This is a genomic window from Roseibacterium elongatum DSM 19469, from assembly GCF_000590925.1.
In the GTDB taxonomy this organism is placed as follows: domain Bacteria; phylum Pseudomonadota; class Alphaproteobacteria; order Rhodobacterales; family Rhodobacteraceae; genus Roseibacterium; species Roseibacterium elongatum.
The window spans coordinates 2324580-2348606 of record NZ_CP004372.1; the positions used below are offsets into that span (position 1 = coordinate 2324580).

At 68.7% G+C, this 24027-nt stretch carries 26 protein-coding genes and 2 pseudogenes; 19 read left to right on the top strand and 9 right to left on the bottom strand.

All coding sequences use genetic code 11. From position 1 onward, the window contains the following. The first annotated feature begins 22 nt into the window (after nucleotides 1-22). The 11 genes and pseudogenes from ROSELON_RS11295 (at nucleotide 23) to cysE (ending at nucleotide 9271) form a co-directional block, all read left to right on the top strand. Nucleotides 23-436: a phage major tail protein, TP901-1 family gene (locus tag ROSELON_RS11295; RefSeq protein ID WP_025312501.1), complete on the top strand. Its 414-nt coding sequence runs from the start codon at nucleotides 23-25 to the stop codon at nucleotides 434-436. An 11-nt stretch (nucleotides 437-447) separates the two neighbouring features. After that, entirely contained in the window at nucleotides 448-762 is a 315-nt protein-coding gene (locus ROSELON_RS11300) for a gene transfer agent family protein (RefSeq protein WP_025312502.1), read from the top strand. Further along, entirely contained in the window at nucleotides 759-986 is a 228-nt protein-coding gene (locus ROSELON_RS11305) for a rcc01693 family protein (protein WP_025312503.1), read from the top strand. The genes ROSELON_RS11300 and ROSELON_RS11305 overlap by 4 nt, the downstream gene beginning before the upstream one ends. Further along, complete coding sequence (locus ROSELON_RS11310) at nucleotides 970-1635, top strand: phage tail tape measure protein (RefSeq protein WP_025312504.1); 666 nt, start codon at nucleotides 970-972, stop codon at nucleotides 1633-1635. The genes ROSELON_RS11305 and ROSELON_RS11310 overlap by 17 nt, the downstream gene beginning before the upstream one ends. Before the next feature lie 15 nt (nucleotides 1636-1650). After that, on the top strand, nucleotides 1651-2283 hold the full coding sequence (locus ROSELON_RS11315; protein ID WP_025312505.1) for a DUF2460 domain-containing protein: 633 nt from the start codon (nucleotides 1651-1653) through the stop codon (nucleotides 2281-2283). After that, nucleotides 2280-3167, top strand: coding sequence for a DUF2163 domain-containing protein (locus ROSELON_RS11320; protein WP_025312506.1), 888 nt, complete (start codon nucleotides 2280-2282; stop codon nucleotides 3165-3167). Before ROSELON_RS11315 ends, ROSELON_RS11320 begins: the two co-directional genes overlap by 4 nt. Beyond that, nucleotides 3164-3604 carry an NlpC/P60 family protein gene (locus tag ROSELON_RS11325; protein ID WP_025312507.1) on the top strand — a complete coding sequence of 147 codons (441 nt, stop codon included), beginning with the start codon at nucleotides 3164-3166 and terminating at the stop codon, nucleotides 3602-3604. Before ROSELON_RS11320 ends, ROSELON_RS11325 begins: the two co-directional genes overlap by 4 nt. A 3-nt stretch (nucleotides 3605-3607) precedes the next feature. Further along, nucleotides 3608-7517, top strand: a pseudogene (locus tag ROSELON_RS11330) (baseplate multidomain protein megatron). Continuing rightward, complete coding sequence (locus ROSELON_RS11335) at nucleotides 7510-8073, top strand: DUF2793 domain-containing protein (protein ID WP_198020753.1); 564 nt, start codon at nucleotides 7510-7512, stop codon at nucleotides 8071-8073. The pseudogene ROSELON_RS11330 and the gene ROSELON_RS11335 overlap by 8 nt, the downstream one beginning before the upstream one ends. Further along, entirely contained in the window at nucleotides 8025-8219 is a 195-nt protein-coding gene (locus ROSELON_RS18450) for a hypothetical protein (protein WP_198020754.1), read from the top strand. Before ROSELON_RS11335 ends, ROSELON_RS18450 begins: the two co-directional genes overlap by 49 nt. A 233-nt stretch (nucleotides 8220-8452) precedes the next feature. Further along, the gene (cysE, locus tag ROSELON_RS11340; protein ID WP_025312508.1) at nucleotides 8453-9271 is read left to right on the top strand and encodes a serine O-acetyltransferase; all 819 of its coding nucleotides are present in this window, start codon (nucleotides 8453-8455) and stop codon (nucleotides 9269-9271) included. 81 nt (nucleotides 9272-9352) lie between these two features. Here cysE and ROSELON_RS11345 read toward each other — a convergent pair whose 3' ends face one another. The 3 genes from ROSELON_RS11345 to irr all read right to left on the bottom strand — a co-directional run bounded on the left by ROSELON_RS11345 (nucleotide 9353) and on the right by irr (nucleotide 12514). Then, on the bottom strand, nucleotides 9353-10057 hold the full coding sequence (locus ROSELON_RS11345; RefSeq protein WP_156945929.1) for a hypothetical protein: 705 nt from the start codon (nucleotides 10055-10057) through the stop codon (nucleotides 9353-9355). A 59-nt stretch (nucleotides 10058-10116) separates the two neighbouring features. Continuing rightward, a complete protein-coding gene (gene typA, locus ROSELON_RS11350) occupies nucleotides 10117-11937 on the bottom strand; it encodes a translational GTPase TypA (RefSeq protein WP_025312510.1) in 1821 nt (606 codons plus the stop codon). A gap of 157 nt (nucleotides 11938-12094) precedes the next feature. Next, on the bottom strand, nucleotides 12095-12514 hold the full coding sequence (gene irr / locus ROSELON_RS11355; RefSeq protein WP_025312511.1) for a Fur family transcriptional regulator Irr: 420 nt from the start codon (nucleotides 12512-12514) through the stop codon (nucleotides 12095-12097). Between the two features lie 204 nt (nucleotides 12515-12718). On the opposite strand from irr, the pseudogene fabA reads away from it, so the two are divergent. The 4 genes and pseudogenes from fabA (at nucleotide 12719) to ROSELON_RS11375 (ending at nucleotide 16049) form a co-directional block, all read left to right on the top strand. Continuing rightward, nucleotides 12719-13229, top strand: a pseudogene (fabA, locus tag ROSELON_RS11360) (bifunctional 3-hydroxydecanoyl-ACP dehydratase/trans-2-decenoyl-ACP isomerase). 100 nt (nucleotides 13230-13329) lie between these two features. Further along, on the top strand, nucleotides 13330-14559 hold the full coding sequence (locus ROSELON_RS11365) for a beta-ketoacyl-ACP synthase II (protein WP_025312512.1): 1230 nt from the start codon (nucleotides 13330-13332) through the stop codon (nucleotides 14557-14559). A gap of 6 nt (nucleotides 14560-14565) precedes the next feature. Next, nucleotides 14566-15354 carry an enoyl-ACP reductase FabI gene (locus tag ROSELON_RS11370; RefSeq protein ID WP_025312513.1) on the top strand — a complete coding sequence of 263 codons (789 nt, stop codon included), beginning with the start codon at nucleotides 14566-14568 and terminating at the stop codon, nucleotides 15352-15354. A 164-nt stretch (nucleotides 15355-15518) separates the two neighbouring features. Then, the gene (locus ROSELON_RS11375; protein ID WP_245605338.1) at nucleotides 15519-16049 is read left to right on the top strand and encodes a dimethylsulfonioproprionate lyase family protein; all 531 of its coding nucleotides are present in this window, start codon (nucleotides 15519-15521) and stop codon (nucleotides 16047-16049) included. Here the strand turns inward: ROSELON_RS11375 and ROSELON_RS11380 are convergent. Continuing rightward, nucleotides 16040-16636 (bottom strand): hypothetical protein, encoded by a 597-nt coding sequence (locus tag ROSELON_RS11380; protein ID WP_025312514.1) that lies wholly within the window; start codon nucleotides 16634-16636, stop codon nucleotides 16040-16042. The two genes, ROSELON_RS11375 and ROSELON_RS11380, sit on opposite strands and share 10 nt — an antisense overlap. A gap of 115 nt (nucleotides 16637-16751) precedes the next feature. On the opposite strand from ROSELON_RS11380, the gene alaE reads away from it, so the two are divergent. After that, the gene (alaE, locus tag ROSELON_RS11385; protein ID WP_025312515.1) at nucleotides 16752-17183 is read left to right on the top strand and encodes an L-alanine exporter AlaE; all 432 of its coding nucleotides are present in this window, start codon (nucleotides 16752-16754) and stop codon (nucleotides 17181-17183) included. Between the two features lie 26 nt (nucleotides 17184-17209). Here alaE and ROSELON_RS11390 read toward each other — a convergent pair whose 3' ends face one another. Continuing rightward, the gene (locus ROSELON_RS11390; protein ID WP_025312516.1) at nucleotides 17210-17638 is read right to left on the bottom strand and encodes an FKBP-type peptidyl-prolyl cis-trans isomerase; all 429 of its coding nucleotides are present in this window, start codon (nucleotides 17636-17638) and stop codon (nucleotides 17210-17212) included. 182 nt (nucleotides 17639-17820) lie between these two features. Here ROSELON_RS11390 and ROSELON_RS11395 point away from each other — a divergent pair, with 182 nt between their 5' ends. The 3 genes from ROSELON_RS11395 to ROSELON_RS11405 are packed head-to-tail and all read left to right on the top strand — an operon-like array spanning nucleotide 17821 to nucleotide 20314. After that, a complete protein-coding gene (locus ROSELON_RS11395; protein WP_025312517.1) occupies nucleotides 17821-18510 on the top strand; it encodes a haloacid dehalogenase type II in 690 nt (229 codons plus the stop codon). After that, nucleotides 18510-19343 carry an alpha/beta fold hydrolase gene (locus tag ROSELON_RS11400; RefSeq protein WP_156945930.1) on the top strand — a complete coding sequence of 278 codons (834 nt, stop codon included), beginning with the start codon at nucleotides 18510-18512 and terminating at the stop codon, nucleotides 19341-19343. The genes ROSELON_RS11395 and ROSELON_RS11400 overlap by 1 nt, the downstream gene beginning before the upstream one ends. Next, entirely contained in the window at nucleotides 19340-20314 is a 975-nt protein-coding gene (locus ROSELON_RS11405) for a threonine ammonia-lyase (RefSeq protein ID WP_025312519.1), read from the top strand. The genes ROSELON_RS11400 and ROSELON_RS11405 overlap by 4 nt, the downstream gene beginning before the upstream one ends. 199 nt (nucleotides 20315-20513) lie before the next feature. Here the strand turns inward: ROSELON_RS11405 and ROSELON_RS11410 are convergent, their stop codons facing one another. From ROSELON_RS11410 to pcaD, 4 genes are all read right to left on the bottom strand, one after another. Further along, the gene (locus ROSELON_RS11410) at nucleotides 20514-21662 is read right to left on the bottom strand and encodes a TCR/Tet family MFS transporter (RefSeq protein WP_342665285.1); all 1149 of its coding nucleotides are present in this window, start codon (nucleotides 21660-21662) and stop codon (nucleotides 20514-20516) included. Nucleotides 21663-21822: 160 nt separating this feature from the next. Next, nucleotides 21823-22779 (bottom strand): lyase family protein, encoded by a 957-nt coding sequence (locus ROSELON_RS19075; protein WP_342665336.1) that lies wholly within the window; start codon nucleotides 22777-22779, stop codon nucleotides 21823-21825. Further along, entirely contained in the window at nucleotides 22661-23203 is a 543-nt protein-coding gene (locus ROSELON_RS19080; protein WP_342665286.1) for a lyase family protein, read from the bottom strand. Before ROSELON_RS19080 ends, ROSELON_RS19075 begins: the two co-directional genes overlap by 119 nt. Beyond that, nucleotides 23200-24003: a 3-oxoadipate enol-lactonase gene (gene pcaD, locus ROSELON_RS11420; RefSeq protein WP_025312520.1), complete on the bottom strand. Its 804-nt coding sequence runs from the start codon at nucleotides 24001-24003 to the stop codon at nucleotides 23200-23202. The genes ROSELON_RS19080 and pcaD overlap by 4 nt, the downstream gene beginning before the upstream one ends. Nucleotides 24004-24027 lie beyond the last annotated feature (24 nt).

Here is a 24027-nt window from a genome sequence, read left to right on the forward strand (position 1 = left end):
ATTTTTAATATTGGAGAAAGACATGACGGCTCAAAGCGGTAAGGACCTGCTGGTCAAGGTCGATATGGATGGTTCGGGCCAGTTCGAGACCATCGCCGGGCTGCGCGCGACGCGGCTCAGCTTCAATGCGGAAACGGTGGATGTGACCAGCCTGGAGTCCACCGGCGGCTGGCGCGAATTGCTGTCGGGCGCAGGCGTACGCACGGCCGCGATTTCGGGGTCGGGCGTGTTTCGCGACGCCAATACCGACGAGCGCGCGCGCGCGATCTTCTGGTCGGGCGAGTTGCCGGATTTCCAGGTCGTGATCCCCGATTTCGGCATCATCGAGGGGCCGTTCCAGATCACCTCGATCGAATATGCGGGCAGCCATGACGGCGAGGCCAGCTATGAAATGGCCATGGCCTCGGCCGGCGCGCTGACCTTCACCGCGATCTGAGGGGCAGGCCGATGGCAAACCCCCATGCAGGCGAGGTCGCGCTGGTCATCGACGGGCAGCGCCATGTCGCGCGCCTGACCCTTGGCGCACTGGCCGAGCTGGAGGATCGTCTGGGGGCCGGCAGCCTGCCGGCGCTGGTCGAACGCTTCGAGGGCGAGGGGCCGCGCGCAGGCGACGTGCTGGCGCTGATCTGCGCGGGGCTGCGCGGCGGCGGCTGGCAGGGCGATCTGCGCGATCTGGCCCATGCCGAGATCGAGGGCGGCGTGATCGAGGCCGCGCGGGTCGCCGCGCGCCTTCTGGCGCTGGCCTTTCGGGGCGCGCAATGACGCCGCGGGCCGGGTTCGACTGGCCCGCGCTGATGCGGGCGGGCATCCACGGCCTCGGCCTGCGCCCGGCCGAGTTCTGGGCGCTGACCCCGGCCGAGCTGCTGCTGATGCTGGGCGAGGGAACCGGGGCCGCGCCGATGCGCCGTGACACGCTGGACGCGCTCTTGGCGCGCTTTCCCGACCAACCGACACGAGAGGAGAAGGCCGATGGCCGACATGGGTGACGATCTCGACGGGTTCGAGGCGCAGATCGCCGATCTGGAGACGACGCTGTCTGGCGCGACCTCGATCGCGGCGGCGTTCCAGGCCGAGTTGCAGGGCATGCAGGGCGCGATGCTCTATACCAACCGCGAGGTGCAGAGCATGAGCCGCGCCATCGGCGGCGGGTTGCGGCGCGCCTTTGACGGGCTGGTCTTTGACGGGATGCGCCTGTCGGACGCGCTGCGCACGGTGGCGACCAGCATGATCGACGCCGCCTACAACACCGCGATGCGGCCGGTGCAGAACGCGGTTGGGGGCGTGATCGCCAATGGGATCAACGGATTGATGACCAACCTGCTGCCCTTCGAGAAGGGGGGCGCGTTTTCCGGCGGGCGGGTGACGCCCTTTGCCCGTGGCGGTGTGGTCAGCGGGCCGACGCCCTTTGCCATGCGCGGCGGCACCGGGTTGATGGGCGAGGCCGGCCCCGAGGCGATCATGCCGCTGACGCGCGGCGCCGACGGGCGTCTGGGCGTGCAGGCCGCCGGGGGCGGCGGGGCCGTGACGGTCACCATGAACATCACCACGCCCGATGTGCAGGGCTTCCGCCGCAGCCAGAGCCAGATCGCCGCCGAGATGGGCCGCGCGCTGGCCCGTGGTCAGCGCAACCGCTGAGAAAGGCCGAGAAACATGGGATTTCACGAGGTTCGCTTTCCCGCCACCCTGAGCTTCGGCTCGGTCGGCGGGCCCGAGCGGCGCACCGAGGTGGTGACGCTGACCAACGGGTTCGAGGAACGCAACACGCCGTGGGCGCAATCGCGCCGCCGCTATGATGCGGGCGTGGCGATGCGCTCGCTCGATGATATCGCGCGGCTGATCGCGTTTTTCGAGGCGCGGCGCGGGCAGCTTTACGGCTTTCGGTGGAAGGACTGGTCGGATTTCAAATCCTGCCTGCCCTCGGAAACGCCCGCCTTTCGCGATCAGCGGATCGGCACGGGCGACGGGGTAACGACGACCTTTCCCCTGTCGAAACGCTATGCCTCGGGCGAGATCGCCTATGTGCGCCCCATCGACAAGCCGGTTCAGGGCACCGTTCTGGCCGGCGTTTCGGCCGAGGAACTGGTGCAGGGCGTGCATTTCACCGTCGATCATGCCACCGGGCAGATCAGCTTTGCCGACGCGCCCGAGGCGGGCGAAGAGGTGACGGCGGGGTTCGAGTTCGACGTGCCGGTGCGGTTCGACACCGACACGATCCAGGCCAGCGTCGCCTCGTTCCAGGCGGGCGAGGCGCTGAGCGTGCCGGTGGTGGAGATCCGGCTATGAGCGGGGCGGCGGGGCTGGACGCCCATCTGTCCACCGGCGCGACCAATGTGGCGCGCTGCTGGACGCTGACCCGGACCGATGGTGCGCGCTACGGCTTCACCGACCATGACCGGGACCTGAGTTTCGACGGGGTGACCTTTCGCGCGGGCACCGGCCTGTCGGCGGCGGCACTCAGCCAGACCACGGGCCTGTCGGTCGACAATACCGAAGCCGTGGGCGCCCTGTCGGATGCCGCCATCACCGAGGCCGACATCAAGGCGGGCCGCTTCGACGGTGCGCGGATCGAGGCGTGGATGGTGCAATGGGACGCCCCCGAAAACCGGGTGCTGCAATTCCGCGGTTTCCTGGGCGAGATCAGCCGCGCCGAGGGGGCCTTTACCGCCGAGCTGCGGGGCCTGGCCGAGGTGTTGAACCGGCCGCAGGGGCGCGTCTATCAGCGCGCCTGTTCCGCCGTTCTGGGGGATGCGGCCTGTGGGTTCGACCTCTCCGCGCCCGGGTATGCCACCGAGGCGGCCCCGGTTGCGGTCGAAAACGCCCGCGTCTTCATTTTCGACGGCGCGCTGCCTTTCGAGCCGCGCTGGTTCGAACGCGGCGTGTTGCACGTGCTGGACGGCGCGGGCGCGGGCCTGTCGGGCGCGATCAAGCGCGACCGGCTGGACGATCAGGGCCGCCGCCGGGTCGAGCTGTGGGACAGCCTGCGCGCAGATTTGGGGCCGGGTGTGACGGTGCGGCTGACCGCCGGCTGCGACAAGCGCATGGAAACCTGCAAGCTGAAATTCGCCAACCTGCTGAATTTTCGTGGCTTTCCCGATATTCCCGGCGATGACTGGATGGCGGCCCACCCGGCGCGCAAATCGCAAAAGACCGGCGGGTCGCTCAGATGAGCGGCCCCGAGATCGTCAGTGCCGCGCGGCGCTGGCTGGGCACGCCCTATCTGCACCAGGCTTCGTGCCGGGGGGCGGGGACGGATTGCCTTGGGCTGATCCTCGGGATCTGGCGCGAGCGGTTCGGCGCACTACCCGAGGCGGTGCCGGGCTATACGCCCGACTGGTCCGAGGCCGCGCGCGAGGAACGCCTGTGGCAGGCCGCGCGCCGGCACATGCGCGAAAAACCCGTGGCGCAGGCCGCGATGGGCGACGTGCTGCTGTTCCGCATGCGGGCGGGCGGCGTGGCGAAACACATGGGCGTGCAGGGCGAGGTGGCCACCGGGGCCGAGACCTTCATCCACGCCTATTCGGGCCGGGGCGTCGTCGAAAGCCGCCTGTCCGGCCCCTGGGCGCGGCGCGTCGTGGCGCGCTTTGCCTTTCCTGAAAGGATCTGAGACATGGCGACAATCCTCCTCTCCGCGGCGGGCGCGGCCCTTGGCGGCATGACCAATGCCACGATCTTCGGCCTGACGGGCGCGGTGATCGGGCGGGCGGTCGGGGCCACGGTCGGGCGCGTGATCGACCAGCGCCTGATGGGCGCGGGCGCCGAGGCCATCGAACAGGGCCGTGTCGAGCGCTTTCGCTTTACCGGCGCGGGCGAGGGGGCGCCGGTGGCGCGGCTCTTCGGGCGGATGCGCCTGGGCGGTCAGGTCATCTGGGCCACGCAATTCGTCGAGACGCGCAAGAAATCGGGCGGCGGCAAGGGGGCCGCGCCGCAACCCAAGACGGTGACCTATGCCTATTCGGTCAGCCTGGCCGTCGCGCTGTGCGAGGGCGAGATCGCGCGCGTGGGCCGCATCTGGGCCGACGGGGTCGAGATCGACCGCCAGAGCGTGACCATGCGCGTCTATACGGGCCGCGAGGATCAGCTACCCGACCCGCTGATCGAGGCGGTCGAGGGCGCGGGCGAGGTGCCGGCCTATCGCGGCATCGCCTATGTCGTCTTCGAGGATCTGGACCTGTCGGCCTATGGCAACCGCGTGCCGCAGTTCTCCTTCGAGGTGGTGCGCCGCGCACAGCCGCAGGCCCCGCATCTGCCCGCCGCCGCCGAGATGCTGCGCGCCGTGGCGATGATGCCGGGCACCGGCGAATATGCGCTCTCCACCAGCGCGGTCGCCTATGACGGGGCGCTGGGCTCGGGCGGGGCGGCCAATGTCTCGGCCGAGGGGGGGCTGTCGGATTTCGCGCAGTCGCTGGAGACCCTGCGCGACACGCTGCCCAGTCTGGGCGCGGTGTCGCTGATCTATTCGTGGTTCGGCGACGATCTGCGCGCCGGGTCCTGCCGGGTAAAACCCAAGGTCGAGGATCGCGGCCGCAAGGCGAAAAAGCACCGCTGGACGGTCGGCGGGCTGACCCGCAAGGATGCCGAGGAAATCGCCCGCGATGCCGACGACCGCCCCGTCTATGGCGGCACGCCCGCCGATGACAGCGTGATCGAGGCGATCACCGCCATCCACGCGGGCGGGCAGCAGGTGATGTTCTACCCCTTCCTGCTGATGGAGGTCCTGGCGGGGAACGGGTTGCCCGACCCCTGGGGCGGGACCGAGCAGGCGAAACTGCCCTGGCGCGGGCGGATCACCGGCGATCTTGCGCCCGGGCACCCCGACAGCCCCGATGGCACGCCGGCCAATGCGGCGGCGGTGGCGGCGTTTTTCGGCACGGTCACGGCCGCAGATTTCACCGTCAGCGCCGGTGAGGTCGCCTATCACGGTCCCGAGGAATGGACCTATTCGCGCTTCATCCTGCATTGCGCGGCGCTCTGCGCGGCGGCGGGCGGGGTCGCGGCGTTCTGCATCGGCTCCGAGATGCGCGGGCTGACGCAGATGCGCGATGATGCAGGCTTTCCGGCGGTGGCGCGCTACCGCGCTCTGGCCGCCGACGTGCGCGCCCTGCTGCCCGATGCGCAGCTGACCTATGCCGCCGACTGGAGCGAATATTTCGGCTATCACCCGCAGGACGGCTCGGGGGATGTGTATTTCCATCTCGATCCGCTTTGGGCCGATGACGAGATCGATTTCATCGGGATCGACAATTACATGCCCACGGCCGATTGGCGCGAGGGGATCGATCACACCGATGCCCAAGACTGGGAGGCGATCCACGATCTCGATTACCTGCGCGCCAATATCGAGGGCGGCGAGGGCGGCGCGTGGTACTTACCCCACCCCCGAGGCTCGGGCCGCGCAGCGCCGGGTGCCGATTGTCGATGGCGCAGCGGGCGAGGATTGGGTCTATGCCTACAAGGCGCTGCTGGGGTGGTGGGCCTCGGCCCATCACGAGCGGCGCGGCGGCGTGCGGCAGTCGGCGGCCAGCCCTTGGGTGCCGCAATCCAAGCCCATCCGCTTTACCGAATTCGGATGCGCGGCCATCGACAAAGGCGCCAACCAGCCCAACGCGTTCCTCGACGAAAAAAGCGCCGAAAGCGCCATCCCGCGCCATTCGAACGGGCGGCGCGACGACCTGATCCAGGCGCAATACCTGCGCGCCGTGATGTCCCATTGGCAGGATCCGGCGAACAACCCCGTCTCCGAGGTTTATGGCGGCCCGATGCTGGAGATGGACCACGCCTATGCCTGGGCCTGGGATGCGCGGCCCTGGCCGGCCTTTCCCAATGATCGGGCGCGCTGGGCCGATGGGGCCAACTGGCGGCGCGGCCATTGGCTGACCGGGCGGCTGGATGCCGCACCACTGGATCTGGTGGTGGCCGAGATCTGCGAGGCGGCGGGCCTGCGCCCGGACGAGTATGACGTCTCGCGCCTGCGCGGGCTGGTGCGCGGGCATCTGTCGGGCGAAACCGAAAGCGCGCGCGCCCGTCTGCAGCCCTTGATGCTGGCACACGGCTTTCATGCGGTCGAGCGCGAGGGCCGGGTCGTGTTCCTGCCCGTGGCGCCGCGCCCCGCCGCCGTGATCGAGGGCGATTGCACCGCGCTGGACGGTGAGGGGGTGGGCGGGTTCACCCATATCCGCGCGCCCCAGGCCGAGACGGTGGGTCGCCTGCGGCTGGGCTATACAGAGGCCGAGGCGACTTACGAGGGCCGTGTCGCCGAGGCGGTGCATCCCGGCGACGGGGCGGATGTGGTCAATGACAGCAGCCTGCCGCTGGCGCTGACCGGGGCCGAGGGGCAGGCCATCGCCGAACGCTGGCTGGCCGAGGCGCGCGTGGCGCGCGACGCGGTGAAACTGGCGCTGCCGCCCTCGCGCCGCGGCCTTGGCGCGGGCGATATGATTGCGCTGGCCGATGGCAGCACCTGGCGCATCGACCGGGTCGAGGCGCGGGGCGCGCGCGAGATCGAGGCGGTCCGCGTCGAACCCACCACGCCCGAGCCCTCGGACGAGGTCGAAGAGGCGATCCAGCAGTCGCAATTCGTGCCGCCCCTGCCGGTCTCGGCGATCTTTCTCGATCTGCCGCTGTTGACCGGGGACGAGGTGGCCCACGCCCCGCATATCGCCGTGGCCGCCGATCCATGGCCCGGCACGGCCGCCGTCTACGCCGCCCCGGGCCCGGACGGGTTCGAGTTGAACCGTCTGGTCGAACAGGGCGCTGTCGCCGGCACGCTGGAGACGCCGCTTTTCGCCGCCACGCCGGGGCTGTGGGATCGCGGCGGCCCGCTCAGGCTGCGCATCGCCACGGGGGCGCCGTCCGGGGCCGAGGCGGCGGCGGTGCTGAACGGTGCCAACCTGGCCGCGATCGGCTCGGGCGATGGGGCGGATTGGGAAGTGATCCAGTTTCAGGGCGCAACGCTCGTCGGCACGGATCTGTGGGAGATCGGCCTGCGCCTGCGCGGGCAACAGGGCAGTGACGCGACCATGCCCGCCATCTGGCCCGAGGGCAGCCTTTTCGTGCTGCTCGACGGGGCGGTGGGGCAGGTCGATCTGCCCGCCGCCGCGCGTGGGCTGGCCCGCTACTGGCGCGTCGGGCCGGGGCGGCGCGCGGTCGATGACCCCAGCTACAGCGAAACGGTGCTGGCCTTTCAGGGGATCGGCCTGCGCCCCTACAGCCCCGCGCATTTGCGTAGTCGCCGCATCGGGGCCGCGCGCGCGGTGACGTGGATCCGCCGCTCGCGCATCGACGCCGACAGTTGGGAGGGGCTGGACGTGCCGCTGGGCGAGGCCAGCGAGATGTACCTGCTGCGGATCCTGGACGCCACCGGCCTGCGCCGCGAGGAGACGCTGGCCACCCCGGCCTTCACCTATACCGACGCGATGCGCGCCGCCGATGGCACCGCGCCCGCCTATTCCATCGAGGTTGCCCAGGTTTCCGACCGGTTCGGACCGGGCCCGTTTGCAAGGATCGAGATCGATGACTGACACGCCCAACCTGAGCCTTCCGATGCTGGCGCCCGCACAGGCGCAGAAACACGTGACCGTGAACGAGGCGCTGGGCCGTCTGGACGGGCTGGCGCAGCTGGTCCTAACCTCGGTCAGCGAGACGACGCCCCCCGCCTCGGCGCCCGAGGGGACATGCTATGGCGTGCCGGCAGGCGCGGTGAACGACTGGGCCGGGCAGGCCGGGACGGTGGCCATCGCGCTGGGCGGCGGCTGGGTGTTTGCGCCCGCGCGGCGGGGCTGGCGCGCGACGGTGCTGGATGCGGGCGCGCCCGCGATCTTCGACGGGGCGGGCTGGCGGATGGGGGCGCTGACGCTCTCGCCCGGCGGCGCGGCTTTGGCGATGCGGGCGGTCGAAATGGAGGTGACGCTGACGCCGGGGGCCTCGGTCACCACGCCGATCGCCTTTCCCGCGCGGGCCATCGCCTTTGGCGTGACGGGCGGGTCGTGGCGGAGATCACCGGCACGGCGACGGCCTGGAGCCTTGGTGTGGCGGGCGATGCGGCGCGCTACGGCTCGGGGCTGGGCCTGGCGGTGAACTCCTGGGTGAACGGCCCCGGCGCGCCGCAGGTCTATTGGTCGCCCACCGCGCTGGAGATCACCGCGACAGGGGGCGATTTCGCGGGCGGGACGCTGCGGCTGGTAGCGCATTTCGCGAACCTGTCGCTGCCCGATCCGGTCTGAGGGATTGCGCCGCCTTCGGCGTCGCCCGGGCGAAGCGCGGCAAGGGGCATCGAGCCCCTTGCCGCGCTGTCGTGCGTGCCGCACGGTGCATATTTGAAGGATAAAGATGGGGTGGGCGCGCCGATATGACGGGTCATGCCAGGGGGATGCCCTTGGCGCGGGGCTTTCGGCCTTGGGCCTTGGGCGGGCATGCTCTATATGGAGGGGAGCGCGACAGAGGACAGGAGGGCGCCATGGCCCGCACCCGCAGCCATCCCACGGAACTGGACCCGGTCTGGCGCCGGATCACCGATGAGGCCGAGGCCGCCATCGCCGCCGAGCCGCTCTTGGGCGGGTTGGTGCATGCCTGTATCCTGCATCATGCGAGCCTCGAGGATGCGCTGGCCTACCGGATGGCGCAGAAACTGGCCTCGGGCGACATGTCGGAACAGCTCTTGCGCGAGATCGCGGACGCCGCCCATGCCGCCGATCCGTCGCTGGGGCAGGCGGCGCGCGCCGATATCACCGCCGTCAACGACCGCGACCCGGCCTGCCACCGCTATATCCAGCCCTTGTTGTTCTTCAAGGGATTCCAGGCCGTGCAGGCCTATCGCGTGGCCCATTGGCTGTGGCGCGAGGGACGCGCGGACATGGCCTATTTCATGCAGATGCGCATTTCCGAGGTGTTCTCGGTCGATATTCACCCGGCCGCGCGGGTCGGCCGTGGGATCATGATCGACCACGCCCATTCCATCGTCATCGGCGAGACGGCGGTGGTGGGCGACAATGTCTCGATGTTGCATTCGGTGACGCTGGGCGGGACCGGCAAGGAAGAGGAAGACCGCCACCCCAAGATCGGCGACGGCGTGTTGATCGGGGCCGGGGCCAAGGTGTTGGGCAACATCCATGTGGGCCATTGCAGCCGTGTCGCGGCCGGGTCGGTCGTGCTGGCCGAGGTGCCGGCCTGCACCACGGTGGCCGGCGTGCCCGCCAAGATCGTGGGCGAGGCGGGGTGCGATCAGCCGTCGCTGAGCATGGATCACCTCTTTGCCGGCGGGTCCAAGAAAGGCTGAGGCGCAGCTTTCGGCCGCCGACCATGCGAGAGCCACAAAGCCGCGGGTGCCCCCCGCAGCTTTCGCCGTTCGGGGGATGGGCTAGAACCTGTCCTGGTCCAGCAGGACGGTACCGCGGGCGACCTGCCCGAGAAAGCCGCACGGGTCCGGCCGGGCGCTGAAATGCAGCCACGCCTTCTGGGCGAAGATGCCCGGCGCCATGAAGAGCGTCATCGGGGTCAGCTCGTCCCGCGAGACCGGGCGCGTCACCTCGGGCAGACCGGCGAGGAAGGCGTCCCGCTCGGGGCCGGGCAGGAATTCGATCTGCAGCGTATAGGCGACGTATTCCTGGCCCACGAGGCAATGCTCGAACGGGCAGTCCATCATCGTATCCATTGCGGCATGGGCGAGTTCATGGCGGATGATGCTTGCGAAATAGGCATCGGGCGCGATGGTGGCGAATGCGCTGTTGGCCGACATGGCGGTGCCCTCGAGATAGGTATCGGGCGGCAGAAGCTCGATCCGGTTTTCCCCGCAATGGTATTGGCCGACGCAGTGCAGCCCGAGATCGGGGTTGATCGCGATCTCGATGGGCCGCGACAGGTCGAGGCCGCCGCATTGGGCGATCTCGCGGCGGCCGGCCGCGACGATGTCGCAGATGACCGGCGCGGTCGCGCCCGCGCCCTCGACCGATGTCCGGCCGTCGGGGCAGGCCACGGGCTCGGCCGGGGCCGGGCCTGTGGGCAGCAGCGCCATGGCGAGCGCCGCGGCCCAGTGTCCCGAACGTCGAGCTGTGCGATGCGTCATGCCGGGCAGCATGGGCGCGTGTGGGCACCGGGTCAATCGCCGGGGCCCCGCGTCGGCGGTCAGACGCTGGCGCGGGCCTGTCGCTTGCGCTCGTGCGGGTCGAGATAGCGCTTGCGCAGGCGGATGGCGTTGGGTGTGACCTCGACCAGTTCGTCATCGTCGATATAGGCGATGGCCTCTTCCAGCGACAGGCGCACCGGCGGGGTCAGGGTGACGGCATCGTCCTTGCCCGCGGCGCGGACATTGGTCAGCTTCTTGCCCTTGAGCGGGTTCACCTCGAGATCGTTTTCGCGGCTGTGCTCGCCCAGAATCATGCCCTGATAGACATCCTCCTGCGCGCCGATGAAGAACCGCCCGCGATCTTCGAGGTTGAACAGCGCATAGGCCACCGAGGTGCCGTTTTCCATCGAGATCAGAACGCCCGCGCGGCGGCCTGGGATCGCGCCCTTGTGCGGGGCCCAGGAATGGAACACGCGGTTCAGCACGCCCGAGCCGCGCGTGTCGGTCAGAAACTCGCCATGATAGCCGATCAGCCCGCGCGAGGGGACCAGCGCCACGATGCGCGTCTTGCCGGCGCCGGCGGGCTTCATCTCGACCAACTCGCCCTTGCGCGGGCCGGTCAGTTTCTCGATCACCGCGCCGGTATAGTCGTCATCGACATCGATCGTGACCTCTTCGACGGGCTCGACCGTCTGGCCGTTTTCCTCGCGCAGGATGACCTGCGGGCGCGAGATCGACAGCTCGAACCCCTCGCGGCGCATGTTCTCGATCAGCACGCCCATCTGCAATTCGCCGCGGCCCGCGACCTCGAACGCCTCGCCGCCGGGGGTGTCGGTGACCTTGATGGCGACATTCGATTCCGCCTCTTTCATCAGGCGCTCGCGGATGACGCGGCTCTGGACCTTCTTGCCGTCGCGGCCCGCCAGCGGGCTGTCATTGATGCCGAAAGTCACCGAGATGGTCGGCGGGTCGATGGGCTGCGCGGGGATCGGGTCTTCGACCGCAAGCGCGCAGATCGTGTCCGAGACGGTGGCCTTGGCCATGCCCGAGAGTGTGACGATATCGCCTGCGACGGCCTCGTCGATTTCCTGCAGCGACAGGCCGCGGAACGCCTGGATCTTGGAGACGCGGAAGCGTTCGATCTGTTCGCCATGGCGGCTGAGGGCGTGGACCGTCGCGCCGGCCTTCAGCCGGCCCGATTCAACGCGACCGGTCAAAAGGCGGCCGACGAACGGGTCCGCGCCGAGCGTGGTTGCCAGCATGCGGAAATCCTCGTCCACATGCTTGAGCTGCCGGGGCGGGGCGACGTGGTTGACGATCAGGTTGAACAGCGCGTGCAGGTCCTTGCGCGGGCCGTCGAGATCCGGGTCGCACCAGCCGGCGCGCCCCGAGGCATAGAGATGCGGGAAATCGAGCTGATCCTCGTTCGCGTCAAGCGCGGCGAAGAGGTCGAACACCTCGTCCAGCGCGCGGTCGGGTTCGGCGTCGGGCTTGTCGACCTTGTTCAGCACCACGATGGGGCGCAGGCCAAGCGCCAGCGCCTTGGCGGTGACGAACTTGGTCTGCGGCATCGGCCCTTCGGCGGCATCCACCAGCAACACGACGCCATCCACCATCGACAGGATGCGCTCGACCTCGCCGCCGAAATCGGCGTGGCCGGGGGTGTCGACGATGTTGATGCGCGTGCCGTGCCATTCGACGCTGGTCGCCTTGGCCAGGATGGTGATCCCGCGCTCGCGTTCGAGGTCATTGCTGTCCATCGCGCGCTCGGCCACGGCCTGGTTCTCGCGGAAGGCGCCGGATTGTTTCAGAAGGTTGTCCACCAGCGTGGTCTTGCCATGGTCGACGTGGGCGATGATCGCAATATTGCGCAGGTCCATGAACGGGGGCCTTTGGTCATGTCAGGGTTGGCAGGGCGTTAGCCGCTTGTGCCGCGCTTGGCTAGGGCAAAAGCGCCACCACTGGGCCGGTGCAGGAAAAGCCTGCTTTTCCTGTCAGAAAATCCCGGGATTTTCTGCCTCGGCCGGTGGCCGGGGCTCAGTCGACCCGGCGCAGGCGAATGACCACATCGACCTTCGACACTTCGTAGCCTTCGGGAACCTCGGGCAGGGTCTTGATCTCGATCCCCGCCTTGGGGGCGTCGGTCAGGCGGCCGGCATCTTCCATGAAGAAATGCGGATGCTCGTCCATGCGGGTGTCGAAATAGCTGCGGCTGCCATCGACGGTGACCTCTTGCATCAGGCCGGCGTCGCAAAAGGCGCGCAGGGTGTTGTAGACCGTGGCGAGCGACACCTTGTCGCCCGAGGCCAGCGCGGCGTCATGCAGGCTTTCGGCAGTGACGTGGCGGTTCTCGCCATCCCCGATCAGCAGGGCGGCCAGGGTCAGGCGCTGACGGGTGGGCCGCAGCTTGCCGTCCTGCAGCCAGGTTTTTCCGCGCTCGAGCGCTTCGGGGGTCATCGCGGGCGTCATCCGACCGTCGCCTTCCTGCACATGCTTATCATTCGACAACAATATAGGGGTATTGCCCCCTTGGTTTCAATTGCAAAACCGAATCTGCCGCAGGGGGCGCGGCCTTGCCACCGCTCAAGCGCGGGTGATAGACGAGGCAAATCTTGACGCCCGGCGGTGATCGGGCAGGACGCACAGGACAGGCGGGGGGCCATGGCCAACTATCCCACGAGTTTCGACAAGGACGACCTACTGGCATGCGCGCGTGGCGAGCTGTTCGGACCCGGCAACGCGCAATTGCCCGAGCCGCCCATGCTGATGATGGACCGGATCACCGACATTTCCGAGGATGGCGGCGCCCATGGCAAGGGGCACGTGGTGGCCGAGTTCGACATCACGCCCGAGCTGTGGTTCTTCGACTGCCATTTCCCGGGCAACCCGATCATGCCCGGCTGCCTGGGGCTTGACGGTCTGTGGCAGCTGACCGGCTTCAACCTGGGCTGGCGCGGCTGGCAGGGGCGGGGCTATGCGCTTGGCGTCGGCGAGGTCAAGCTGACCGGCATGGTGCCGCCCCGACCGCAAGATGCTGACCTATACCGTCGATTTCACCAAGGCCGTGCAGACCCGCCGCCTGACCATGGGTGTGGCCGACGGCCGGGTCGAGGCCGATGGCGAGGTGATCTATCAGGTCAAGGACATGAAGGTCGCGCTGAGCGAAAGCTGAGCGCCGGTTTCCGCCGGACCGCACGCGCGTGCAAAGCGCTGTTGCGCTACGTGGCGGGACTGCACTACACACCGCGCCGAGGTAACGGAGGAACCCGCCCATGCGCCGCGTCGTCGTCACAGGATTGGGCATCGTCTCGCCCATCGGAAATACCGCCGCCGAGGTGGTGGACAGCCTCAAGGCAGGCCGGTCCGGCATCGAGGCCAGTGCCGAGATGGCCGAGCACGGCTTTCGCAGCCAGATTGCCGGCACGCTCAAGATCGATCCGTCGGACCATATCGACAAGCGCGCGTTGCGCTTCATGGGGCCGGGTGCGGCCTATGCCCATATCGCCATGGGGCAGGCCATCGCGGATGCGGGTCTGGACGAGGGCGACATCGTCAATCCGCGCACCGGGCTGATCGCGGGCTCGGGCGGGCCGTCGACCAGCGCCATGTTCGCCGCACACCAGACGGTGCTGAAATCGGGCGGGACCAAGCGCATCGGCCCCTTTGCCGTACCCAAATGCATGAGCAGCACGATTTCCGCCAACCTCGCCACGGCCTACCAGATCAAGGGGATCAACTATTCGATCACCTCGGCCTGTTCGACGTCCTTGCATTGTATCGGCAACGCGGCCGAGCAGATCATGATGGGCAAACAGGACGTGATGTTCGCCGGCGGCGCCGAGGAACTGGACTGGACGCTGTCCTGCCTGTTCGACGCGATGGGCGCGATGTCCTCGAAATTCAACGACACGCCGCAGCGCGCCAGCCGCGCCTTCGATGCCGATCGCGACGGGTTCGTGATCGGGGGCGGCGGCGCGATGCTGGTGCTGGAAGATCTGGAGCACGCGCAGGCGCGCGGCGCGAAAATCTATGCCGAGGTCACCGGCTTTGCCGCCACCTCGGACGGGCATGACATGGTCGCGCCCTCGGGCGAGGGGGGGGAGCGCGCGATGCGGCTGGCCCTGCAAACGCTGCCCGAGGGGCGCAAGGTCGATTACATCAACGCGCACGGCACCTCGACCAAGGTCGGTGACGTGGGCGAGGTCGAGGCCGTGCGCCGCGTCTTTGGCGCAGGATCCACGCCGCCGATTTCCTCGACCAAGTCGATGACGGGCCATGCGCAGGGGGCGGCCGGCGCGCTGGAGGCGGTGTTCTGCCTGCTGATGCTGGAACATGATTTCATCGCGCCCTCGATCAATGTCGAAACGCTGGATCCGGATCTGGATGCGTCCGAGATCGCCACCGCGCTGGTCGAAGGCGCGGGGCTGGATACCGTGATGACGAATTCCTTTGGTTTCGGGGGCACGAACGGGTCGATGCTGCTCTCGCGGTTTGACGGATGATGTGACATGACCGATTTGATGAAGGGCAAGCGCGGCCTTGTGATGGGCGTCGCGAATGAGCGCTCGATCGCTTGGGGCATCGCCCGCGCGATGGCCGACGAAGGGGCCGAATTGGCGTTTTCCTATCAGGGCGAGGCGTTCGGCAAGCGGGTCGAGCCCCTGGCCGCGTCCGTCGGCGCAAGCCTGCTGGTCGATGTGGACGTGACCGACGACGCCTCGATGGATGCCGCGTTCGACCGGATCAAGGCGGAATGGGGGACCCTCGATTTCGTGGTCCATGCCATCGCATATTCCGACAAGGCGGAACTGACGGGGCGCTTCATCAACACCACGCGCGAGAATTTCCGCAATTCGCTGACGATCAGCTGTTATTCCTTCATCGACGTGGCCAAGCGCGCCTCGGAGTTGATGCCCGTGGGCGGGTCGATGATCACGCTGACCTACCAGGGGTCGAACCGGGTGACGCCGTTCTACAACGTGATGGGCGTGGCCAAGGCGGCGCTCGAAAGCTCGGTGCGCTATCTTGCCAACGACCTCGGGCCGCAGAAGATCCGCGTCAACGCGATCTCTCCGGGGCCGATGAAGACGCTGGCGGGGGCCGCCATCGGCGGCGCACGCAAGACCTTCAAGACAACCGAGGCCAACGCGCCGCTGCGCGCCAACGCGACGCTCGAGGCAGTGGGCGGCACCGCGGTTTATCTGGCGTCCGATTACGGGGCCTGCACCACGGGCGAGATCATCGCGGTCGATGGCGGCTATCACGTGCTGGGCATGGCGCAGCCCGAAAACCTGTGACGCAGGCCGTTTCGCGCCGATGGATACGCCACAGATCTCCGACCGTCTGAGCGATCAGCCCAACTGGATCTACCTGTTGCGCGAGTTCGAGACGCTCTATCGCTACGGCTCGGGCCGGGGGCAGCCCCGCGATCCGCAGTCACCGCAAGAAGGTGCGCGAGGAGTTGTCGCGGATCATCGCGGCCAATCCGCCGATTACCCCGCGCGCAATCAGCCAAAAGCCGGTCACGGCGCATTTCTCGCGGGCGCTGGACACCGGCGAGCGCGGCTCGATGCAGGGGATGGCGCGCGCATTGCGCGAACAACGCGACCGGCTGACATGGGAATACGGCTATGACAAGGTGCCGCCGGCGCTGGCCCGGAAATACGCCTATTGCGAGATCCTGGGGCCGCGCGGCCCGATCGCGTGGGATCGTCTGATCCTCGGCTTCGTGCTGTTCGCGCCGCGCACCACCTATCCGCAGCACAGTCATTCCGAGATCGAGGAAAGCTATATTTCGGTCTCGGGGGCATGGTCGGAAAACAACGCCGCCGTCTATGCACCGGGTTCGTTGATCCTGAACCGCCCCGGCGACGAGCACCGCATCACCATCGGCGATCAGGAGCCCTGCCTGCTGGCTTATGCCTGGGCGGGGCCGGCGGACAAACTGAGCGATCCCAAGATGAAATTCACCGCCGGACGACGTCAGGTTTGATCGACCCGCCCCTTCAGTGCGGCGCGCTGTGCTTCGACATGGGCCTGAAACCCGCTGTCATCGCCGAAATCGGCAAAGCCCGTGTACTGATCATGGGGGTCTGCGATGCGGCGGGCATGCTTGATCGGGCACCAATAGGCCTCGGTCCGGGCGGCGATCTCGCGCACATAGCCGATCAGCCCGTTGCAATAGCCGCAATAGATGCAATTCAGCTTTTGCAAGGCGTTGAGATACTGCAACTGGTGGCGGTCGATCACGATGTACTCGGCCCGGCGGACTCGCGGGATGCCGTAAACCGGAAAGCAAACCGCCTGATAGACGGTGACGAACAGGTCGAGCAGCACGAAGGGCAGGATCAGCGCGTAGATCACCGGCGCGGTCAGCAGCACCAGCGGCCGGGCGCGCGACAGAAAGCTGACGAGGTTTTCCCGCGCGGCCCGGTGGCGGGCGCGGATCTCGCCCTCGAACTGAACGCGGCGGCCCGCGAAACTGTAGCGAAAGCGCGCGCGGCGCTCTTCGATCTCGTCGAAAAGCTCGCTCTGGGCGGCGCGGATCTGGGCGCGCAGCTTGTCGATGCGGCTGGTCATGGGGCAGTCCTCGTGGCGGTTGCCGATGGGGAAAGCCAAGCACGCAATTGGGGGCTGCGCAATGACACGGCGCATGGCGCTGGCATGGCGGGGCAGGGGGTGATAGCGCGGTATCATGCGTGGATTTGTGGTCGATACCGGCACGACCATCGTGTTCTTCACGATCGTCGCGGGCTTAACCGAATTGTTGCTGGCCGGGATGTCCCCGCGCGAGGTCTTGGTGACAAGGGCGTTGACGGTGCCGGTCATGGTGCTGACCGGGCGGCCCTATGGCATGTGGCGCGACATGTGGTTCCGGCGTGTGCCCGCGCGTGGGCTGATCGCGCGCACGGCCCTCGATATCGCGGCTTTCCTGAGCTTTCAGGTGCCGGTCTATGCCATGATCCTGTGGGTCGCGGGCGCGGATGTCGGTGAAATGGCCATCGCGCTTGGCTCGGCGGTGTGGCTGATGGTGTTGCTCAGCCGGCCCTTTGGCCTTGTGCTGGAACGGGTGCGGCGGGCCTTTGGCCTCGCGCCACCGGGGTTGGCGCACGCCCCCGACCGGTGATCCGGCGGGGGCGCGGCGCGAAAGGTTTAGGCGACCTTGACCAGCTCGACGGCAAAGGTCAGGTCCTTGCCCGCCAGCGGGTGGTTGGCATCCAACGTCACCGTCTCGTCGGTCACCTCGGCCACGGTCACGGGCAGGGTCTGGCCCTCGGGCGTCTGCACCTGCAACTGGGTCCCCAGATCCAGCGGGATGTGATCGGGCACCGCCTCGCGCGGGACCTGCTGGATGGCCTCGGGGCGATGGGCGCCATAGGCCTCGTCGGCGGGGATGGTGACGGTTTTGCTCTCGCCTTCGGACATGCCCGACAGCGCGTTTTCCAGACCGGGGATGATCTGGCCTTCGCCCATCTGGAAGGTCAGCGGGTCGCGCCCCTCCGAACTGTCGAAGGTGGTGCCGTCCGCAAGGGTGCCGGTGTAGTGGATGGACACGGTGGTGCCCGGCTTGGCCTGGGTCATGACGATCTCTCTGTTTTGGGAATGTGTGAATTTCGCAGGGCCGCGCCGTGGGCGCAGGGCTGTTGCGTTGGCTCGACACAAATCTAGGAGGTCCGGGACCGTATTGAAACCCCCCGCGCGGCCGATTGTCGGGGCCGCCGCCCTGTGCCACTGTGGCCACGACATGGAAAAAAGGGGTGATCATGGCAATCCGGGTCTGCGTTTTCGATGCCTATGGCACGCTGTTCGATGTCTCTGCCGCCGCGCGGGCGCTGGCCGTCGAACCGGGGCGCGAGGGGTTCGCCGCGGTCTGGCCGCAGGTCTCGGCCGATTGGCGGGCCAAGCAGTTGCAATACTCCTGGCTGCGGGCGGTGACCGGCACCCATTGCGATTTCTGGCAGGTCACGCAGGATGGGCTGGACTGGGCGCTTGAACGCGCGGGGCAGGATCACGACGCCACCCTCCGCGAGGCGCTTTTGGGCCTCTATTGGCGGCTCGAGGCCTATCCCGAGGTGCCCGCGATGCTGGCCGCGTTGACATCGGCGGGGCAGAGCACCGCGATCCTGTCCAACGGCTCGCCCGAGATGCTGTCGGGCGCGGTCGAAACGGCGGGGCTGCGCGACGCGCTCGACGCGGTGCTGTCGGTCGAGGAGGTCGGCGTCTTCAAGCCCGACGCGCGGGTCTATGACCTGGTTGGCGCGCGCTTTGACTGTCGGCGTGACGAGGTGCTGTTCGTCTCGTCCAATGGCTGGGATGCGGCCTCGGCGGCCGCCTACGGCTTCACGACGCTTTGGGTCAACCGCGCCGGGGAGCCGGTCGACCGCCTGCCGGCCCGCCCGCATCACGTGATGGCCGATCTCTCGGGCGTGCCCGAGTTGCTGGAGATGCTGTGATGGAATTCGTGACCGCCGAGGATGGCCTGCGCTTGGCCTATGACGATCAGGGGGGCGGCACGTCGCTGCTGTGCCTGCCGGGCCTGACCCGCAACATGGAGGATTTCGAGCCGGTGCTCGACCACTACGCCGATCGCGCCCGCGTGATCCGCATGGATTTCCGCGGGCGCGGCGCGTCCGATCACGGCGACCCGGCCACTTACAGCGTCCCGCAAGAGGCGCGCGATGTGCTGACCCTGCTCGATCATCTGGGGATCGCGCGGGCGGTGATCCTCGGCACCTCGCGCGGCGGGCTTGTGGCGATGATGCTGGCCGCCACCGCCAAGGATCGCCTGGCGGGGGTGATCCTCAACGATATCGGCCCCGATGTGATGCCCGAGGGCCTGTCGATGATCATGCAGTATATCGGCAAGCGCCCCGGGGTCCGCACATTGGAGGAAGCCGCCGCCGCCTTTCCCGTGGCCTATGCCGACAGTTTCCAGAACGTGCCGGCCGCCACCTGGGCCGATTTCGCGCGCCGCCTTTATCTCCAGACCGACGATGGTCTTGCCCTGCGCTACGATCCCCGCCTGCGCGAGGCCGTGGCCCCCGCCTTTGAACCGGACGCCGTGCAGCCTGATCTCTGGCCGCTGTTCGATGCGTTCGACGGGCTGCCGCTTGGCCTGATCCGGGGCGCGCAGTCCAACATCCTGTCGTCCGAAACCACGGCCGAGATGCGCCGCCGCCGCCCCGACATGGCCTTTGCCGAGCTGGCCGATCGCGGCCATGTGCCCTTCCTCGACGAACCCGGCGCGCGCGCCGTGATCGACACCGTGCTGGAGCGCGCCCAATGACCGATATCGCGATGATCGAGGCCGCCGCCACGCGGGCGGCGGGCGTCGTGCGCCGCACCCCGCTGCTCAATGCGCCGTTGCTCGACGCGATGGCCGGACGCCCGGTCTGGCTCAAGGCCGAGGTGCTGCAACACACCGGCAGCTTCAAGTTCCGTGGCGCCTGGGCGGCGATCTCGGCGCTCGACCCTCAGACGCGCGCGCGGGGCGTGCTGGCCTATTCCTCGGGCAACCACGCGCAAGGTGTGGCGCGAGCGGCGCAACTGCATGGTATCCCGGCGACGATCCTGATGCCCGCCGATGCGCCGCGCCTCAAGATCGAGAACACCCGCGCCTACGGGGCCGAGGTGGTGCTTTATGACCGGGCGGGGGGCGAGGATCGCAACGTCATTGGCGCGCGCCTGTGCAAGGACCGCGGCCTGACCCTGATCAAACCTTTCGACAACGCGCAGGTGATCGCGGGGCAGGGCACCTGCGGTCTGGAAATCGCGGAACAGGCGGAGGCCGTGGGAATCAGGGGGGCAACCGTCCTGACCTGCTGCGGCGGCGGGGGGCTGACCTCGGGCATCGCGCTGGCGCTCGAGGCCCGCGCCCCGACCATGACCGTCCGCCCGGTCGAACCCGAGGGGTTCGACGACACCGCCCGCTCGCTGGCCGCCGGCACGATCCAACGCAACACCGGCCCCGAGGCCGGGTTCTGCGACGCCATCTTGACGCCCCAACCGGGTGAAATCACCTTCCCGGTGATGCAGCGCCTTTGCGGGCCGGGTATCGTGGTGACCGAGGATCAGGTCCGCGCCGCGATGCGCGCGGCGTTCGACCGGCTGAAACTGGTGCTGGAACCCGGCGGTGCCGTCGCCCTGGCCGCCGCCCTGTTCCACGGCGAGGTCCTGGACGACGGCCCTGTCATCGCGCTCGCCTCGGGTGGCAATGTCGATGCCGACACGTTCGCATCGGTGCTCACCGCCACCTGAGCGCTGAACCCGCCCCATCTTTATCCCGCAAATATGCCCGCCGGAGGCGTCAGCGCGGCAAGGGGCTCGATGCCCCTTGCCGCGCTTGCCCGGGCGACGCGGCAAGGCGCGGCGCAATCCCTCTGATCAGATCACTCTGCCGGGGTGCGGGCCACGGCACGGGCCTGCGCCCCGAGAAACAGGATCAAAGACAACGCCATCAACCCCGCCGCCAGGGCAAAAGGGCGCCCGGCCACCAGATCGCGCCGCCCTCGCGCGTGGCCCAGAAAAACGCCTGTGTCATCATCAAGGGCGACAGGATCATCGAGAGCGCCGACAGCGACGCCAGCACGCCCTGCAATTCGCCCTGCTGGTCGGCCCCCGCCGCGCGGCTGAGCACGCCTTGCAAGGCCGGGGCGACCATCGCCCCCATCGCCGAGATCGGGATCATCACCCAGATCATCCACCCCTGCGATATCAGGGCATAGGCGATCAGGCAGCCGGTGTTCAGCATCAGGCCCCATGTCACGGCGCGCAGCTCGCCAAGGCGGTGCAGCACCGGCTGCACCAGCCCGCCCTGCACCACCGCCATGGCAACCCCGTAGGCCGCCAGCGAGGCCCCCACCATCCCGGCATCCCAGCCGAATGCGCCCTGCGTCCAGTAGGCCCAGATCGCGGGGTAGACGAAATTCGAGATCTGATAGGCCAGCATCACCGCCAGAAGGGGTCGCACCCCCGGCAGCTTGCCCATCTGCATCAGCCCGCCCGCCGGGTTGGCGCGGCGCCAGTCAAAGGCGCGGCGGCGCTCTTTCGGCAGGCTTTCGGGCAGGATCAGCAGGCCGAAGACGACATTGGCCGCAGCCAGGCATGCGGCGGCGACAAAGGGCGCGCGCGGATCGAGATCGCCCAGAAGCCCCCCCAGAAGCGGCCCCAGGATAAACCCGATCCCGAACCCCGCCGAGACCAAACCGAAGGCCTTGGCGCGTTTCTCGGGCTCGGTGATGTCGGCCATGAAGGCGAAGGCCGTGGAATGGGTCGCGGCGGTGATCCCCGCCACGATGCGTCCGGCCAGCAGCAGCCAGATCGACCCCGCGATGGCCATGACCACGTAATCCAGCGCCATCACCGCCATCGAGACCAGCAGGACGGGACGCCGCCCGAACCGATCCGACAGGTTGCCGATGGTCGGCGCAAAGCCGAATTGCATGATCGCATAGGCCGCCGACAGGATCCCGCCCCACAGCGCGGCATCGTTCAGGCCGGTGCCCCGGACATCCGCGATCAACTCGGGCATGACAGGCAGGATCAGGCCGATGCCCATCGCATCCAGCGAGACGGTGATCAGGATGAACAGGACGGGCAGGCGCATGGACCGGGTCTCGTTGTCAGATATCTGTCAAGTTAGATTGACAATGGGCCCGGAGTCCATCGGGTTTGCGCCGCGCATGCCGCGTCGCCCGGGGGAAGCGCCGAGAGGGGGCATCGAGCCCCCTCTCGGCGCCGTGGCGCGGTGCGCGCGCCTGCATATTTCAAGGATGAAGATGGGGTGGGGTCAGCCAGGGGCGTGCGCCGCCGCGATCCGGGCCGCGGTGTCGCGGGCGGCCTTCGCAAAGGCGGGGCCTGGGCGGGCGCTGTGCCGAGTGTCGCGGGCGGCGACAGATCGGGCAGCGGGGCCTCGGGGTGGCGCTGCGCCACGAGGTCAGGCAGGGGAGTACCCGTCTCGCGCGCCTGGGCCGCCAGCGCCGTGACGGCGGCCTGCGCCTCGGGGCGCGGCAGGTGACGGGCCAGCGCAAAGGACAGCGCCTCGGCATGGATGAGGCCGAGCGGGTCGGTGGCACGGGCGGCCATGGCGGCCCGGTCGGGGTGATCGCGCCCGACAGATCGGCCATGAGGGCGGCGGATTTCGCCGCCGCCGCCACCAGTTGCGGCAGGGCCAGCCATTCCGCGAACCAGGCCGCGCCGTCGCGCGCCTCGCCATGGAGCACCGCGCCGCGCACCACGCTGTCGAGGGCCACGGCCTGGCGCGCCAGCGCCACCAGAACCGAGGGCCCGACCGGGTTCTGTTTCTGCGGCATGGTCGAGGAGCCCCCCGCGTCGTCGAGGCGGATCTCGGACACTTCGCTGCGGGTCAGGCGGATCAGGTCTTCGCCCATCTTGCCGCCTGTGGTCGCGATGGCGGTCAGCCAGCCCGCGATCTCGCCCACGCGGTCGCGGCTGGCGTGCCAGCTTTCGCCCGGATCGGCGAGGCCGAGCGATTGCGCAAGCGCGGCGCGCAGGGCGTCGGGGTCGGGCCCCAGCATCGCGCCGGTGCCCGCCGCCCCGGACAGCGACACGCACAGGCAGCTCTCGCGCAGGCGGCCCAGCCGATCATGGGCGCGGATCAGCGGCGCGCCCCAGCTGGCGATCAGGGCGCCGAAGCTGCTGGGGGTGGCCACCTGTCCATAGGTGCGCGCCGCCTGCGCGGTGTTGGACTCGGCCTCGGCCAGATCGGCCAGCCCGGTCAACGCCCGGCCCAACCGCCCCTCCGATCAGCATCAGGGCCTGGCGCAGGCGCAGCATCAGCGCGGTGTCCTGCACATCCTGGCTGGTGGCGCCCCAATGCAGGTAGGGCGCATGCTCGGGCGCATTCAGCGCGGCGCGAAAGGCCGTGACCAGCCCCGGAACCGTGACCCCGTTTCGCGCCGTCGCGGCGGCAAGGCCGGCGGGGTCGATCTGCACCTCCATCGCGGCACGGTGCAGGAAGGCGCCGCTGACCTCGGGGATGACGCCGGCGCGGCCCTGCACCCTGGCCAGCGTGCCCATGACCAGCATCATCGCGCGCAGCTCGGCCGTGTCGGAAAACAACCGGGCAATCTCGTCATCTCCGAAAAGACCGCGATAAAGCGCGCTGTCGAAGGGCGTCACGCTCATGCGCGGCCCCCCGGCAGATGCCCGATGTCGCGCAGGAAATCGGTCAGATGGGTGGCATAGGTGTCGGGGTCCTCGACGCAGGGCAGGTGGCCCGCGCCGCGCATCAATTCGTATCGTGCGCCGTGGATCAGGTCGGCCAGTTCGCGCACAACGTCCGGCGGAGTCGAGCCGTCCTGATCGCCCGCGATGACCAGCGCGGGCAGGCGCAGAGCCGCCGTCGTCGTGTAGAAATCCGTGCCCGCGATGGCCGCCGAACAGCCCGCATACCCGGCCTCGGGCGTGACCTCGACCATGCGCCGCCACGGGGTCACGGCCGGGCTCTCGCGGAAGGGTTTCGAGAACCAGCGCTCCATGATCGCGTCCGACATCGAACTCAGCCCCCCGGAATGGATCTGCGCGATGCGATCGGCCCACATCTGCCGCGTGCCGATCTTGGGCGCGGTGTTCGACAGCACCACCGCGCGCACCAGATCCAGCCGCTTGGCCGCGAGCCCCTGGGCGATCATGCCGCCGATGGACAGGCCGACGACCACGGCCTCCCTGACCTGCAGCGCATCCAGCAGCCCCTCGGCCTCGCGCACCAGTGCGCCCATCGTGTAGGGCGCTTGCGGGCAGGTCGACAGGCCATGGCCGCGCTTGTCATAGCGGATCAGGCGCAGCCCCCGGGGCAGGCGCGCCACCACGTCGTCCCACAGGCGCAGGTCCGTGCCAAGCGAGTTGGCGAACAGCACCGGCGGCCCGTCCGCGGGCCCCTCCTGCTTCACGTGCAAGGTCACATCGTCCAGCTGGATGCAGTCCATCGGTGGGTCCTCCTCTGTCGGCTT

What these genes read in the sequence shown, in the direction of transcription:
- ROSELON_RS11365 (WP_025312512.1), top strand. Translation starts at nt 13,330, where the DNA reads ATGCGCCGCGTCGTCGTCACAGGATTGGGCATCGTCTCGCCCATCGGA.
- ROSELON_RS11345 (WP_156945929.1), bottom strand. Translation starts at nt 10,057, where the DNA reads ATGACGCATCGCACAGCTCGACGTTCGGGACACTGGGCCGCGGCGCTC.
- ROSELON_RS11310 (WP_025312504.1), top strand. Translation starts at nt 970, where the DNA reads ATGGCCGACATGGGTGACGATCTCGACGGGTTCGAGGCGCAGATCGCC.
- ROSELON_RS19080 (WP_342665286.1), bottom strand. Translation starts at nt 23,203, where the DNA reads ATGAGCGTGACGCCCTTCGACAGCGCGCTTTATCGCGGTCTTTTCGGA.
- ROSELON_RS11410 (WP_342665285.1), bottom strand. Translation starts at nt 21,662, where the DNA reads ATGCGCCTGCCCGTCCTGTTCATCCTGATCACCGTCTCGCTGGATGCG.
- ROSELON_RS11400 (WP_156945930.1), top strand. Translation starts at nt 18,510, where the DNA reads ATGGAATTCGTGACCGCCGAGGATGGCCTGCGCTTGGCCTATGACGAT.
- alaE (WP_025312515.1), top strand. Translation starts at nt 16,752, where the DNA reads ATGCGTGGATTTGTGGTCGATACCGGCACGACCATCGTGTTCTTCACG.
- ROSELON_RS11335 (WP_198020753.1), top strand. Translation starts at nt 7,510, where the DNA reads ATGACTGACACGCCCAACCTGAGCCTTCCGATGCTGGCGCCCGCACAG.
- ROSELON_RS11370 (WP_025312513.1), top strand. Translation starts at nt 14,566, where the DNA reads ATGACCGATTTGATGAAGGGCAAGCGCGGCCTTGTGATGGGCGTCGCG.
- pcaD (WP_025312520.1), bottom strand. Translation starts at nt 24,003, where the DNA reads ATGGACTGCATCCAGCTGGACGATGTGACCTTGCACGTGAAGCAGGAG.
- ROSELON_RS11380 (WP_025312514.1), bottom strand. Translation starts at nt 16,636, where the DNA reads ATGACCAGCCGCATCGACAAGCTGCGCGCCCAGATCCGCGCCGCCCAG.
- ROSELON_RS11320 (WP_025312506.1), top strand. Translation starts at nt 2,280, where the DNA reads ATGAGCGGGGCGGCGGGGCTGGACGCCCATCTGTCCACCGGCGCGACC.
- irr (WP_025312511.1), bottom strand. Translation starts at nt 12,514, where the DNA reads ATGACCCCCGAAGCGCTCGAGCGCGGAAAAACCTGGCTGCAGGACGGC.
- ROSELON_RS11315 (WP_025312505.1), top strand. Translation starts at nt 1,651, where the DNA reads ATGGGATTTCACGAGGTTCGCTTTCCCGCCACCCTGAGCTTCGGCTCG.
- ROSELON_RS11325 (WP_025312507.1), top strand. Translation starts at nt 3,164, where the DNA reads ATGAGCGGCCCCGAGATCGTCAGTGCCGCGCGGCGCTGGCTGGGCACG.
- ROSELON_RS11305 (WP_025312503.1), top strand. Translation starts at nt 759, where the DNA reads ATGACGCCGCGGGCCGGGTTCGACTGGCCCGCGCTGATGCGGGCGGGC.
- ROSELON_RS11395 (WP_025312517.1), top strand. Translation starts at nt 17,821, where the DNA reads ATGGCAATCCGGGTCTGCGTTTTCGATGCCTATGGCACGCTGTTCGAT.
- ROSELON_RS11295 (WP_025312501.1), top strand. Translation starts at nt 23, where the DNA reads ATGACGGCTCAAAGCGGTAAGGACCTGCTGGTCAAGGTCGATATGGAT.
- ROSELON_RS11300 (WP_025312502.1), top strand. Translation starts at nt 448, where the DNA reads ATGGCAAACCCCCATGCAGGCGAGGTCGCGCTGGTCATCGACGGGCAG.
- ROSELON_RS11405 (WP_025312519.1), top strand. Translation starts at nt 19,340, where the DNA reads ATGACCGATATCGCGATGATCGAGGCCGCCGCCACGCGGGCGGCGGGC.
- cysE (WP_025312508.1), top strand. Translation starts at nt 8,453, where the DNA reads ATGGCCCGCACCCGCAGCCATCCCACGGAACTGGACCCGGTCTGGCGC.
- typA (WP_025312510.1), bottom strand. Translation starts at nt 11,937, where the DNA reads ATGGACCTGCGCAATATTGCGATCATCGCCCACGTCGACCATGGCAAG.
- ROSELON_RS11390 (WP_025312516.1), bottom strand. Translation starts at nt 17,638, where the DNA reads ATGACCCAGGCCAAGCCGGGCACCACCGTGTCCATCCACTACACCGGC.